Below are 14,803 nucleotides of genomic sequence, written 5' to 3' on the forward strand. Positions count from 1 at the left end.
TTCCACTTTCAACTTTCAACCTTCAACTTAAAAAGAGGTGCGGTCTGAAACAGACCGTACCTCTTTTTTTCACGCCCCGGCTGGCCGGATGCGGTCCAGCACACGCATCCATTCCTCCACTCTGGCGTCTGAGGGCATGCGCCAGTCGCCTCTCGGGGACAGGGATACCGTGCCCACCTTGGGGCCGTCGGGCAGGCAGGAGCGCTTGAACTGCTGGGTAAAAAAGCGCCAGTAGAAATTGCGCAGCCACTTATACAGGGTGGCGTCGTCATAGGCGCCCCCAAAGGCGCGCCGGCTCAGATAATAGATTTTATCCGGGCGGTAGCCGTTCCTGAGCACATGGTACATAAAGAAATCGTGGAGCTCATAGGGGCCCACCAGATCCTCGGTTTTCTGGGCGATTTTGCCCGACGCGTCCGGAGGCAGCAGCTCAGGCGATACGGGCGTGTCCAGCACGTCGTAGAGAATCCGGCGGATCGCCGCGTCTGGGTTCTCATCGGCCACATAGCGCACCAGATACCGCACCAGGGTCTTGGGAATGCCGCCGTTGACCCCGTACATGGACATATGGTCTCCGTTGTAGGTGGCCCAGCCCAGGGCCAGCTCGGACAGATCGCCGGTGCCGATGACCAGGCCGTTCAGACGGTTGGCCAGGTCCATGAGGATCTGGGTGCGCTCTCTGGCCTGGGCGTTCTCGTAGGTGACGTCGTGGACATTCAGGTCGTGGCCGATGTCCTCCAGATGGCGGGTGGCCGCGTCCTTGATGGAAATCTCGTGGAAGGTGGCGCCCAGAGAATGAATCAGGCTGACCGCGTTGTCGTAGGTGCGGTCGGTGGTGCCAAAGCCAGGCATGGTGACCGCGTGGATGCGCTTTCGGTCAATGCCGAACTGGTCGCAGACATTCACGCAGACCAGCAGGGCCAGAGTGGAGTCCAGGCCGCCGGAGATGCCCACCACCATGGCCGGATCACCGATATGGGCCACACGGCTGCCCAGCGCCATGGTCTGAATGTTAAAGATTTCCTCACAGCGCTCATTGCGGCGGCTGATGTCTGCAGGCACAAAGGGCTGCGGATTCACTTCCCGCAGGCAGTCCTGGGCGTCCTGGGCATTAAAGAAGCATTCCATAAAACCGCCGTCTCCCAGGATGTCGGCCGAATCCCCAAAGGAGGTCTGGAGCTGGCGGTCGTGGACAATGGCCTCCATGTCCAGATCGGCTACCACTAACTGGCCCTCGGTCCGAAAACGGCGGGAGCGGGCCAGCTCGCTGCCCCGCTCGCAGATCAGGGCGTCGCCGCCAAAGACGAGATCCGTGGTGGATTCGCCGTAGCCGCAGGAGCAGTACAGGTACCCGGCGTTCAGGCGGGCAGACTGCTGGCGCACCAGGGCGGCCCGGTAAGCGCTCTTTCCAATCACCTCGTTGCTGGCCGAGGGATTGACAATGATGGTCGCCCCCTCGACGGCCTGACGGCAGCTCGGCGGCACCGGGGCCCAGAGATCCTCGCAGATTTCAATGCCAACCAGCACATCCTCCCAGCCCTCATGACGGAAAAGCAGATCGGTGCCTACAGGCACAGCCGCGCCAAAGCAGCTGATGTCTGTGGCGCGCAGCTGTCCGGCGGAGCGGAACCAGCGTTTTTCGTAGTATTCCTGATTGTCCGGTACATAGGTTTTGGGCACAATCCCCAGGATCTCCCCGTCTGACAGGGCTACCGCGCAGTTGTAAAGCCCGCTGCCCACTGCCACAGGCGCGCCCACCACGATGAGCATGGCTCTGCCCTCGGACCATTCCCTGATTTTATCCACAGCCGCCGCTGCTGCTTTTTGCAGGGTGCGCTGGAAAAACAGATCGCCGCAGGTGTAGCCGGTGACGCACAGCTCCGGAAAAACCACGATGCTCACCTGCTTTTCATAAGCTTTTTCACACAGGCTCAAAACCGCATCCGCGTTGGCTGCGCAGTCCCCTGCCTTGATGACTGGCACCGCACAGGCGGTACGAATATATCCTAAATCTTTCATATTTACCCTTTCTATTTCATTGTAATCATTATCTTTTTTGACAGGCGGGGTGTGGTGTGAAAAGCCTGCCCCCAGATATAGTTTTGCTTTTATCTCATTATACCCCGAATTGGATTTATGAACAAGTGTGGATAACTAAGGGGTTTTATCCACAAGTTGTGCATAAACTTTTCCAGAACTTTATCCACAGATTCTCCACTTTTCAACAATGGATTTATGGGGATTTTTCCACTTACCCACCAGGTTATAAACATTATCCACAGGAAAAACGTATGTTTTCCACAGTTTTACACATTTTCAACCGATTTTTATAAACAAAGTCCAAGTTATCCACAGTTTTGCACAGGCCTATATCTTGTGTCAAGAGGGAAAATCAATGGAGAATTGAAAATTGAAAATTGAGAATTACAAGTGCAAAATGCTGACGCATTTTGATCAGACGCGGCCACAGGCCGCCATCAGGATCGCTTGAGCCAAAGGCGAAAGCGTTCTAAAATTCTCCATTATTCATTTTCCATTCTCCATTAAAAAAGGGGTATCGTAACGATACCCCTTTTGATTAACGGCTTCCCTTGTTTTTGTAATTCATGGCCGCTTCCACAAAGCTGCTGAAAAGCGGGTGGGCTTTGTTTGGGCGGGATTTGAATTCTGGATGGGCCTGGGTGGCAATGAAGAAAGGATGATCCCTGAGCTCGACCATTTCCACTAAAACGCCGTCCGGAGACATACCGGAAAAGACTAAGCCCTTTTCGGCCAGCGTCTGAATATACTCATCGTTGACCTCATAGCGGTGGCGGTGGCGTTCCTCGATGGTCTTTGCGCCGCCGTAGGCCGCGCAGGCACGGGAGCCTTCCTTGAGCTCACAGGGGTAAGCGCCCAGACGCATGGTACCGCCCATGTTCTGGATTTTTTTCTGTTCCTCCATGAGACTGATCACCGGATAAGGTGTTTCCTCGTCCAGCTCGATGCTGTTGGCGCCCTCAAGGCCTGCCACGTTGCGGGCGAACTCGATAACGGTGAGCTGTAAGCCCAGGCAGAGCCCCAAAAACGGAATCTTGTTTTCACGGGCCCAGCGGATGGCCTCGATTTTACCCTCAATGCCGCGGTTGCCAAAGCCGCCGGGCACGATGATCCCGTCCACATCCTTCATGATACGGTCCACGTTCTGTTCGTTTAAATCCTCGGAGTGCACCCACTTGATGGTGACCTCGGCGTTGTTTGCGATGCCGCCGTGGCGCAGGGCTTCGGCGACGGACAGGTACGCGTCATGGAGCTCGACGTACTTGCCCACCAGGGCGATGGTCGCCTTGTTTTCCAGGCTCTTGGCGCGGGTGACCAGCTCCTTCCACTCGGTGAGGTCCGGGTCCTTGCAGCGGATTTTGAGCTTGCTGCAGACCAGACGGGCCAGGCCTTCCTTCTCAAGCATCAGCGGCACTTCGTACAGCTCCGGCGCGTCCAGGTTGGTGACCACAGCGTCCTTGTCCACGTTGCAGAACAGGCTGATCTTATCCTTGAGGCCGTCCTCTACTTCCTTTTCGGAGCGCAGGACAATGATGTCGGGCTGAATCCCGATGCTGCGCAGCTCCTTGACGGAGTGCTGGGTAGGCTTGGTCTTGAGCTCGCCGGCTTTGCCCAGGTAGGGCAGCAGGGTGACATGGATGTAGAGCACGTTTTCCGGGCCAAGGTCGCCCTCAAACTGGCGGATGGCTTCCAGGTAGGGCAGGCTCTCGATATCGCCCACGGTACCGCCGATTTCGGTGATGACGACGTCCGGGTTGGCCGCGCTTTCAGACACACGCAGAATGCTTTCCTTGATCTCGTTGGTGATGTGCGGGATAACCTGTACGGTGCCGCCCAGGTAGTCGCCCCGGCGTTCCTTGGAGATAACGTTCCAATAGACCTTGCCGGTGGTCACGTTGCTGTACTGGCCCAGGCTCTCGTCGGTAAAGCGCTCGTAGTGGCCGAGGTCGAGGTCGGTCTCCGCACCGTCGTCGGTCACGAAGACCTCGCCGTGCTGGTACGGGCTCATGGTACCCGGATCATAATTGAGATAGGGGTCAAATTTCTGAATGGACACCTTCAGGCCTCTGGCCTTGAGCAAACGCCCCAGGGATGCACTGGTGATCCCCTTTCCAAGTGAAGAAACCACACCGCCGGTTACAAATATATACTTTGTTTTCATTACGCCTCCTGATTTTTAAGGATCACAAATCCCCTCAAAACGGTTTACGCTTATCTGGACCGTTCCTCGGGATTTGCGTTTGTTTCGTTGCCACTTGCCCGCTAACGCTCCTGCGCGCTGCCAATTTTTTTAAAAATTGGACGAAACATCAAAAAACACTGCAAAAAAGTGGTTTTTTTTTTGCAGTGATGCAATTAACAATATATATATCTATTTTACCTTTTCTTTCAAAAAGTGCAAGGGAAAGTTTTAAAATTCCTGAGAATTTTCTGGTTTCTTTTCTAGTGTCTGCGCACTTTCCTTAGAACAGCGGTGACCGCCAGGAGCAGCACAGCGCCGAACACACCAGCGGTGGCGGCCCGCGTACCGGTATTCGGGTTCACAGAGGCGGCGGGCACCTGAGGCGGGACCTCGAAGCCGTGGGGCGGCGTGATGTCTGGGACGCCCGGGTCAGCCGGCGGCGTTACCGGCGGGTCCACCGGCGGATCGACGGGCGGGTCCACCGGTGGCTCTTTTTTGGCAAAACCGACGTCTGCGGCCTCCTGCTCCGGCGCGTCCAGGGTGATTTTCTGCCGCTGGTTCTCGGTGGTGCAGACATAGCCGTCGCCGCGGTCGCTCACGCTCACGGTGTACGCGCCGTATTCCAGATCGGTGAAGCGGTAGTAGCCGTTGCTGTCCGCAAAGGTCTCGGCCACCTTGTCCCCGGCCTCATTGTACAGGGTCACCACGATGTTGCCCACCGGGGCCTCGGTGTCGTGATCCCATTTCTTGTCCCAGTTGTCGTCGTAAAAGACATTGCCGCTGATGCTGCCGAGCTCTTTGGGCTCTGGCGGCACGCCGCAGTCCCGGCACTGGTTGGTGATGTTGTAGCCGCTGTAGATGGTGTCATAGCCCGGAACCGGGTCCTCGACCACCGTGTAGGCCACCAGGCTGCCGTCATCGCCTGTTTTGTCCAGGTTCTCGAAGCGGTACTGCCAGTCCGGCCCATAGACGGTCTGGGCGGCGATTTCGATGCCGTTGGCCATGAGGTGTACCCGCACGCTGCCCGGGCGCTTGCCGGAGGCGTCGTTGTCGTCACCCCAGGTCTTGGTGCCGGTGATCTGGATTTTCTCCTTGGCCGGGTGCACGTTGACAATGTCGTTGCCGTTGTAGTCGGCGCTGTAGCCGCCGGGCAGGTCGATTTCCTTGACGGTGTAGACGATGGCGTCACCGTTCTGGTCGTAGCCCGGGATACGCTCAAAATTGTAGGTCCAGTTGTTTTCTGCGGACATGACCCGGGTCTGTCCCTCGACTGGTGTGGCGGCCGCGCCGCCGATGCTCTGCATGAGCTGGACGGTGACGCTCTCTGGCCTCAGGCCGTCCTGGTTGTTCTTGTCGCTCCAGGTCTTGCGGCCGTGGAGGCTTGTGACTTCGTCGTGGACATTGGTGAAATTAAAGGGGTTGTCCGGGTCCTGATAGCCGCCGTAGCCGGCCGGGACGGCCTCGGTTACGGTGTAGGTAATGGTTTTGCCCTCTGAGTCGAATTTGTCCAGGCCGCGGTATTCGTAGGTCCAGACATCGCCGTCCTGCTTGCTCCACTCTGGCGTCTTACCGGGCTGTTCCACGCCGTTGGCCATGAGGATCAGGTCCAGGTAGGGCCTGTTGGCGCTGTGGCCGTCTTTCCAGGTTTTGGTGCCTGAGACGGTGACGGTGGGGATGCGCGTGTTGGTGATGTTATAGCCCTGATAACTGGTGGTGTAGTGCTCGATGGGGTCTTCCCGGACGGTGTAGTGGTTCGGGTTACCGGCGGTGCCGGGGTCCAGGCCCTCAAAGCTGTAGCGCCAGTCCGGGCCGGTGACGGTCTGGCTGGCTGCCTCCACGCCGTTTTTCATCAGGTAAACGGTGATGCTTTCCGGGCGCAGGCCCTCGGCGTCATTATTATCGTCCCAGGCCTTGACGCCGGCCACCTCGATGGTGGGCCGGGCCGGGTGGGCGTTGATGATGTCGGTGCCGTCGTAGCTGGTGGCGTAATCGTCTGGGTTGACGCCTTTTTCGGCTACGGTGTAGATGATGTCGCGGCCCTGGCTGTCGTAGGCGGGCAGGTCTTTAAAGCTGTAGGCCCAGCCGGTGGCCTCGTCCATCACTACGGTCTGGCCGTCTACGGGCACAGCGGCGCCGTGGTCAATGCTCTGCATGAGCTGAACGGTAACCGCATCTGGCCGCAGCCCGTCTTTGTCGTCATTGTCCTGCCAGATTTTTCGGCCCTCCAGGCTGGTGACGCCTGTGCGGGTGTTGGTGATATCATTGCCGTTTACGGTGGTGGTATAGCCGTCCACCGGGGCTTCTTCTACGGTGTAGGTGATAAGCTGGCCCTCTTTGTTGTATTTCAGCAGGTTTTCAAAGGTATAGGTCCAGGTGTTGCTCTCATAGGTCCAAAAAGGCACCGCGTCCTGCACTACCTCGCCGTCTGCCTTGAGGGTAAGCTTAATATTGGGGCGCTGGCTGTTGTCCTGGCCGCCGTCCTGCCAGCGTTTCTGGCCGGTGACCTCGGTGTAGCCAAAGCGGATATTGGTGATGTTATTGCCGTCGTATTCGGCCTTGTAGCCGTCGGGAACGGCTTCTTCCACAGTGTAGGTGATGCGGCGGCCGCCTGCGTCAAACGCCTCGAGGTTGTCGAAGCTCCAGGTCCAGACGTCGCCGGTCTTGTCCCATTCCGGTACCGCGCCTGCAACCGGGGTGCCGCCCGCTTTAAGGGTCAGCGTGACCTCGGGCCGGGCGCCGCCGCCGTCCTTCCAGGTCTTGGTGCCGGACTGGCTGGTCTTGCCCACGCGGGTGTTGACCAGGGTGTAGCCTGCGCTCATATCGCCCTGGGTCTGGCTGGTGTAGCCGCCCACTGCTGTCTCTGCGATGGTATACTGGACGGCCTTGCCGTTTTCAAATTTGAGCAGGCTGTCAAAGCTGCCCTTCCAGCCGTTGGCCACGTTCAGGGTCAGGCTTTCCAGGGTGGGTTTGCCGTTTTTGAGCAGCCTGACCACGATCTCGCCGGGCCGCGCGCTGGCGTCGTCCACATCATTCCAGAGTTTCTGCACCGGAATGCTGATGGTTGCCGGGGGCACGTAGTAGCCAACGTCGGTGTTGGTCACGTTGGGGGTGGCTGGATCCACAGTGTCGAGCTGGAGCTCGTTGGTCTTTGCGGCGTCGTCTTTATCCCTGGTGGTGCAAGCGTTCATGCCCGGATAGGGGCTGACCACCTGCACCCGGTAGGCATCCTCTGAGAAGGGCACATCGGTGAACACATAGCCGCCGGAAATATCGGTGGTGGTGGTGGCGATAACGGTTTTTCCGTCCGGCCCCAGCAGCTCAACCGTCACGTTTGGCAGTGGATAATCCTGGTCGATTTTGGCGTAGACGCCGTCCTTGTTGCTGTCGTAAAAGACCAGGCCGCGGATCTCGCCGTTGGTGTCGTCGGTTCTGGGGATGAGCTCGAGGTTGGTGCTCAGGCTGCCCGGATCGCCGATTTTGTAATAGGCCCAGACGTCCAGAATGGTCCGGTTTCCCTTGTTGCCTGAGAATTTCATGGCGCCGCCTGTGCTGTCCACACCTGCGCTCTGGTCGGCGTCTGCGCCGTTCAGGGCCGGAACGGTGGTGTTGTTATAGTAGATGGTGTGGCGCTCGGCATCGGTGCCGCCGCCGTTACAGCGCTCGACAATGATGCCGCCCGGGTTGTTCTCCACATCCAGAAACGGCAGATGAAGCTCGCCGCCCCGGGCCTGGAGGGTCACCTGGGTCAGGTCACACCTGCCTGCAGGCAGCACATTGCCGTCTGCATCCTTACCATCCCAGGATACGCTGTTGATCCCGTCGACGCAGGCGTTGCCAATGGTCACAATGCCGTGGTCCACAGGTTTGTAGCTGCCGTCCGCCTGCTTTTCCTGGTAGTTCCGCAGGTCAATTTTGAGCTCATAGCTGCTGATGTTCTGGGCGTTAAAAGTAAAGGTACCGCCCTCGCCCACGTAGCCGAAGCCTTCCTTGAAGCCTGTAAATTTAAAACCGCTCACGGTGCCGCTGGTGTCTGGCTCCTGGGCCATTCCCAGGGATTCCAGCAGCTCGGCGTCCGGCGGGTTTAAGAAAATGCGGTCGTTGATGTCCAGTCCGTTGTCTGGCACGATGGGTGAGTTGAGCTGCAGGGAGGGGTCGTGGTTGATGAGGGTGTCGATGTCTACGCCCTGTCCCGGATTGTCGGAGTAAAAGGAGTGGTAATAGCTGTTGTTGGTGTCGTCCACGACCAGGCCGCGGTTGTTGGCAAAGAAAATAAAGCCAAAGGGGTCCATGCCGTTCATGTCCACGCAGTACTGAAACCCGTCAAGGGTGAGCACCCGCACCTTAGACTCCAGGCTGCGGCCGTTGTTGCCCATGTTCAGGGTCAGAAAATGGGTGAATACCCTGCCGGGCACCTGGGTACCGTCGGCCTTGGCCACGGTCACATCCCAGGCCGCTACGGTGCTGTCGCCCTGTCCGTTTGTCTTCCAGGCGTCGTTGCTGTCCACGTTCAGGGGGCGCGGGTTGTTCCGGTTGCCGCTGTCCAGCCTGGCGTGGAACTCGAACTCATAGTTGCCGGTCTCGGTCACCTTAAAGACCAGCGGCTTGTAGCCTGCGCCGGTGCCCGCAATGTCCGGGCCTGCCTTTTCCTGGCTGCGGTTCATGAGGTAGCCCACATTGTCGCCGGTGTTGGTGTCATAGACAAGCTCCATGCCCTGCTGGCCCGGCGCGGTGGTAAAGGGCTCGTAGCCTGAGTCATCGGCGCCGGTATAGCGCATGACAATGTCCTGCTGATTCACGTTGTCGGTGACGCTGGAGCCAAAATACAGGGTCTCCCCTGCCCTGGCGTAAACCTTGACAATCTGGTGCCGCAGCACGCCTGCGTCCTTGTGGTCGTACCACTCGGTGTAGGGGCGGTCGCCGCCCTCAGCCGTCAGCTCGCGGCTGCCCTCTGCACGCACCGGTGCAGACAAGAAAAGCAGGCCGGCCAGAAGCAGCAGCACCGCGAATAAAAAGGTCCGGAGGATCGGTAAGCGATGTGTTTTCATTTTGTTTTCCTTTTCTTAATGGTGAAAATTAGTCTTTTAAAGAGTTTTACCCATTTGATTAAGGAAAAAACAAGTATTTACGCAGGATGCTTTTTTGTTTTTTAGGATGAAGGGACATCTATTTCAAGTCGAAAAAAGAACCCGTATCGTGACGATACGGGTTGGAATACTCACATCAATCCTATTGTTTCATTGCCTGTTTCAGTTTTTCCAGATATATCTGGTATTCCGACGGCAGTGTCAGCTCTGGCTTGTCATCAATCTGATAGGCGATGGGGTCGCTCTGAGCGATCACAGCGTTTAGCCGCTGCGGAACCTCTAATGCCTTCTCTGCCAGTAAGCGGACGCCTGCCCAATTTTCCCGCTCGGATTCCTCAGTAATGGCTGCGCTGAGCATTTGCAGGTATCCCTCATAGGCTTCTAATTCATAAGGCTCATTCTCCAGCGCTTTCTCAAACAGATCGGTCATGGCGGTGTAGTCTCTGTCCTTCCAGGCCGCCGCTGCTTTAACTTCATAGGCTGCTGCGATATGACTATTCTGCTTTAAAATCCGCTCTGCCGTCACGGTTTGATCCTCCAGGTTCCCTGCGGCGGTGCCATTGTTCAGGATCTCAAGCTGAGCATCCATGTTCCAGGGATAAAGCCTTAAGGCGAGGGCCTGATTGTTCATATAGGCCATAAAAAAGGCGGTAAACAGATAACAGAAAAGGATGCAGGCTGTGCCCGAAACAGCCAGACTCCCTTTCACAAAGCGCGGTTTGCCTATCTTTTCAGGGTTTCCCACATCAATGGCCAGCGCGAGGACCATCGCGACTGCCAAAAACTGAAGATGAAAATCAAAAAGACTTCCAATCACAATCAAAAGCAGCACTCTTTTTTGCAGAGGGCTTGTGCGCTTTGAAACAAAGCTGATCACAAGGGCGGTTATCCATAAGATCAAAGCGCCGATCCCCGCATCCAGCGCCAGCTGCAGGAAATCATTGTGAATGTACCGCACAGTGTACACACCGGTCTGAAAAGAGGGCTGCGCATAAAAATAACCCATATAGCCCAGCCCGAAGGGGTGCCGCGCAATTTGTCCGAGACCATCTTTCCAATAGAGAAAGCGCCCTAAAAAGGTGCTCTCCCCAAGGCCAATGGTTAAAAAGCGTCCAAAATTTTCGACATATCCGGTCGTAAACGCCAGAATAACGGCCGCCACCGCAAGGCTTCCGGATAAAATCAGCAGCGGACAGCGCAGGCTTTTCTGCCTGATCATAAAGTACAGGACTGTAAAAGCCGTCAATACAAAGACTGATCGGCTGCCTGTCAGCAAAATCCCTGCCAGCAGAATAAAGACGCCGCCGATCCTGAAACGCTTGCCAAAAGCAGTCTCTACAGACAAAAGCACCGTCACTCCCAGCAGCAGATAAAGGGCAAAAGTATTGGAATACTGAAAAAAGCCGCCCAGACGGCCAGCACTGTAGAAAATAGCGCTAAAGGCCTCTGTCAAACCAAGGACTGCCGATAAAACAGTCATTCCCAGGGCCGAGTAGGGAATGATTTCCATCAGCTTCGCACGCTCTTTCCCAGAATACTGCATGAGGAGAAGCAAAAAAAGCGGAATGGGCAGCATCTTAAAAAAGCCAGCCACTGCCATCCCCCGGTCCACTGCGTAAAAAGCGGCAATCAAATAACACAGACAGGCAGCCGTCATTAAAACCGGCGCTGCTGCCCTTGATGCCCAGACTTCTTTTTTCTTTCTGATGCGCACACCGAGGCAAAGCGCCATGGCCGCCCCTGCCAGATAAGTGGCAAACTCATAGTAAAGCCCAAAAATAAAAGGCAGTATAAAAAGCAGCAGCGAAAAAGGGTCCCTCAGTATTTCTTTAAATCGCTTCATGTTATCCTTTCTTAATACAAATGAACAAGGACGGCAGCGTATGGCTCCGTCCCTGTTCATTTAAAACTTATATTCCTGAGAGATTGGAATTGTTTTTATCTTGCGTTTCTGCGCTTTTTAAAGGCCATCAGCCCTACAGCGGATAGAACCAGCATGCCTGCACAGAGATAGGCTGAGGTGTGAGTATCGGTGAGGATACCGGTTGAGACAGAGCCCGTTTTTACCACAGTAGTCTCTGTGGAAGCAGCTGTACCCCCGCCATTTTCCTGGGGTTCAGTGTAGCCATTTCCGGTTACGGTTGTTCCAGACTGTTCCTTTTCGGCCTGAACCAGGGCGTAATAACTGAAATGATCGGTTTCAAAAACAGCGTAGCCGCCCTCAATTTTAGTTTCCAAAATCTGGATGGACTGGTCTGCCTCGTTATAGTACACAACGGCCAGATTCTTTAAGTCTGCAAGATTTTCCGGCAGTCTGATCTTGACGGTTACCTTGCCATTTGGCTGAACCTTTGCGTTATCCTTCATCAAGGAAATATCCAAAAGCTGGAGCACTTTTGTATTTTCGCCTAACGCTTCATCTTTCTGGATCGCCTTAGCCACACCATCGGAAATTTCAACCGGAATATTCGAGCTGATCTTAATCTCTGCACCCTCTGGTACTACACCAGCCGCTGCTTCAACGGTTACTTTTGTACCGTTCACTTCGATTTCCTGATGATAACCGGGCTCTGGGGTCGGTTCTGGCGTCGGTTCTGGGATTTTAATGTCTGGATAGCTCGATACCTTTTGGGGTACAGGCTGGCTTCCAGAGACAAACCATACACTGCCATCGGTTCGGGTAGCGTAGATGCCGCCCACATTTTCAAGACGATAGGGGTCTGATTTGCTGTTGCCGCTGGTGATGGACACCACATCGGATAAAATGTCAAAACCATTCTGGCTCAGGACCTGGCCATCCTTTAAAAGATAAGAGCCAATGCAGTCTTTGACACCGGTTGCCAGCACCTTGCCGTCCAAATTCTTGAGCGTTCCGTCTTTTTTGAGGTAATAACGGGTATAATCGCCGGTGCCCGATCCCTCATATTTGGATACACCACTGTCTATTTTTTCGGCTTTTTCATTGCCTGTAAAATCATAACCTTCATAGGAAATCGACCACATGTCGCCGTTCTGGTCTAAAAACAAATTCTGATGAATGGATTTTCCACCCTGGTCATCCGCTACATAGTCATAGATAATCCATGGCTCTGTGACAATTTCAGTGTCTAAAACTTTAAAGCTTTCTGCTGGCACGGTTCCCACTGCATACCGATACCGCCAGGTGGTTCCATCATTTTTAACCACATAACTGCCATAAATGGCTTTCACATCGGTTCCATAATCCATAATGATAACAGGGTTCTCACCATAGATGTTTAAAGAAAGACGGTGGCATTCGCCATCTTTAGTATAGTAGGTGTTGTCATCCTCCAAGGCAGTGACATTCTTGCTGATCTCGGTGAAAGCGCCTTTATCCCAGACCTGATCATCGATTTTAGCGAGATAAGTACCATCCTCTTTCAACACACCAACCGTCATATGTGTTCCTCTATTGTTGGAGACACTGAAATCCCGAACCTCAGAAACCATATCGTTGACGGCGCCATCCACCCCGATGTGCTTCAGGACACCATCGTTTGTCAGAGCATAGCCAAAATTGCAGTCACCGCTATGATGTTGAGTATCCGGATCGGTATAGTAGACTGTATTGGACACATACTTAGTGGTATTGGCAATCTTATTTTCCAGCTTGCCCGGTGAACCGACCGCGTCACGGCGAACCCATAGGTTATCAGACTGGTCTCTGGCAAAGAGCATGGAGACGCCATTTTTATAATCATTATAATTTTTATAAACGATGTTGTTATTTGCTTTAAAGTCCTTAACATTTTCCAGCACCTTCTCTGGCTCGTCGCCAGACAGGCTGTAAAGATCGCCGTCGATCACACCCAGACCAATGACTTCATCAGGAGTCTGGTAAAGAATGGGATCCGGCAGATCGGTCACGGGCTTGTCAACCGGCTGGTTCGGCTCGATGCCCTCAACCGTGACCTTAAAGGTTCTGGTGTAATCCTTCCATTTCAAGGTCGCAGTGGTGGTGCCTACTTTTTTGGGCTTTAAAGTAATGGCATGATCTTTTACCACATCAGCCAAGGTACTGTCCCCCAGCGTAACGTCAAAAGCCTCAATCGTACTAAATCCTTCGCTGGTGGTCATCATGCCCGCAATCGTGGGCGCAAGCGAAACCGTTCCTGACTGGATGATATAAAATTTTAAATCCTCTCACCGGATCAAATCGAATTTGCTTTGATCGCTGACCTTGGTGCCCGTGAAATTGAGCACGTTGATATTATCCATCTCCTTCAGCGGTGTCACATCAGACAGATTGGAATTATTGCTCAAATCGATACTTGCCAGTTCTTTCAACCCTTTCAGGCCGCTTAAATCCACAATCTGATTGTCGGATAAATCCAGAGCATGCAGCATAGACGCATCGCTGCCCAGATTCACAGCCTTTTTAAACCCGTCGGTATTGGTCAGGGCGCAGCCTCTCAGCGCACCGTCTGCTAAACAGGTCAAGGTTGATGGAAAATCGACGCTTGTCAGCTTTGAGCAGCCATCAAAGGCATTATAGCCAATATACTCAACACCTTCGGATACGATCACGCTGGTAATGGTCGTATTATTTTGAAATACCCCGCTGTTAATTTCACGGACCGTCAGCCCTTCAATCTGGCCTGGAATGGTAATGGCGCCGCCCTTCCCGGTGTACCCGGTGATCACAGCGATTTTCGCATCGTCAGGACCATTCTGACGCATTTCATATTGAAAGCCGTCCTGTGTCACTCCCGTTGCCGTGGTCGGCGTTGGCAGGGCGGCATCCGCGTCCTTGCCCTGTTCTTCCGTCACGGCAGCGGTCTCTGACGCATCCGGTTCTGTTGTCGCCTCCTGGACTTCGTCCATGACTGACGGCACAGCATCGACCAGAGTCTCCGTTTCCTCTTTACTTTCCGGCTCAGCCGCTTCCTCGGTTGCTGCACCCGCTGCCGGCACCTGGTCCTCAGCAAAAATGCTGACCGGAATGGTGCTCAGGCACAGGGCTACAATCAGCAGGCCTGCCAGAATCTTTTTGTAATTCATGATTCCTTTCCTTTCTTGTTCGCAGCCACCTCGGACGGCACGGTTAGCTCGGTGGCTTATTTTGAAAACAAAAAACACATTGCAGGTCTAACAAACCATACAATGTGCGTGTAAAGGTATCACAAAAAAGCATTGGCGGCTGCCAATATTAAATGCGCCTGTAAATACCGATATTACCTCTTGCCTGAAATCTGAAAATAGCATATAATAATACAGTAAATGCGGTATGTCCCTCTGGGGGCGTTGTGTATGGTGGTTCCGACACCTGCGCAGCTTGGTGTGTATTGCGAGTACATGCCAAGTGCCGCATTTTTTTAATTTTCACGTTTATTATACTCTATCTAAGCTTTTTTAGCAACTCTTTTATTTGCTTTCCTTTTCTTTAATAGCGTCTCTGCATCTGTAATTTTTTCCAGAATCAAAACGCTTTTTCTAATAAATTTCTTATCGCTATTTTATTGATAGTCAAAAGCGT

At 54.2% G+C, this 14,803-nt stretch carries 6 protein-coding genes; all 6 read right to left on the reverse strand.

Annotated elements, in window-relative coordinates; genetic code table 11:
* Positions 1-69: 69 nt before the first annotated feature.
* Positions 70-2,019: an NAD(+) synthase gene (locus tag CPZ25_RS10710; protein ID WP_096918634.1), complete on the reverse strand. Its 1,950-nt coding sequence runs from the start codon at positions 2,017-2,019 to the stop codon at positions 70-72.
* Positions 2,020-2,578: 559 nt separating this feature from the next.
* Positions 2,579-4,201 (reverse strand): CTP synthase, encoded by a 1,623-nt coding sequence (locus CPZ25_RS10715; RefSeq protein ID WP_058693369.1) that lies wholly within the window; start codon positions 4,199-4,201, stop codon positions 2,579-2,581.
* A gap of 281 nt (positions 4,202-4,482) precedes the next feature.
* The gene (locus CPZ25_RS10720; protein WP_096918633.1) at positions 4,483-9,267 is read right to left on the reverse strand and encodes a Cna B-type domain-containing protein; all 4,785 of its coding nucleotides are present in this window, start codon (positions 9,265-9,267) and stop codon (positions 4,483-4,485) included.
* A gap of 181 nt (positions 9,268-9,448) precedes the next feature.
* On the reverse strand, positions 9,449-11,149 hold the full coding sequence (locus tag CPZ25_RS10725; RefSeq protein ID WP_058693367.1) for an O-antigen ligase family protein: 1,701 nt from the start codon (positions 11,147-11,149) through the stop codon (positions 9,449-9,451).
* Positions 11,150-11,244: 95 nt separating this feature from the next.
* Positions 11,245-13,407 carry a hypothetical protein gene (locus CPZ25_RS10730; protein WP_096918632.1) on the reverse strand — a complete coding sequence of 721 codons (2,163 nt, stop codon included), beginning with the start codon at positions 13,405-13,407 and terminating at the stop codon, positions 11,245-11,247.
* Positions 13,408-13,470: 63 nt separating this feature from the next.
* Positions 13,471-14,328, reverse strand: coding sequence for a leucine-rich repeat domain-containing protein (locus CPZ25_RS10735; RefSeq protein WP_096918631.1), 858 nt, complete (start codon positions 14,326-14,328; stop codon positions 13,471-13,473).
* Positions 14,329-14,803: the final 475 nt, after the last annotated feature.

Source organism: Eubacterium maltosivorans, assembly GCF_002441855.2.
In the GTDB taxonomy this organism is placed as follows: domain Bacteria; phylum Bacillota; class Clostridia; order Eubacteriales; family Eubacteriaceae; genus Eubacterium; species Eubacterium maltosivorans.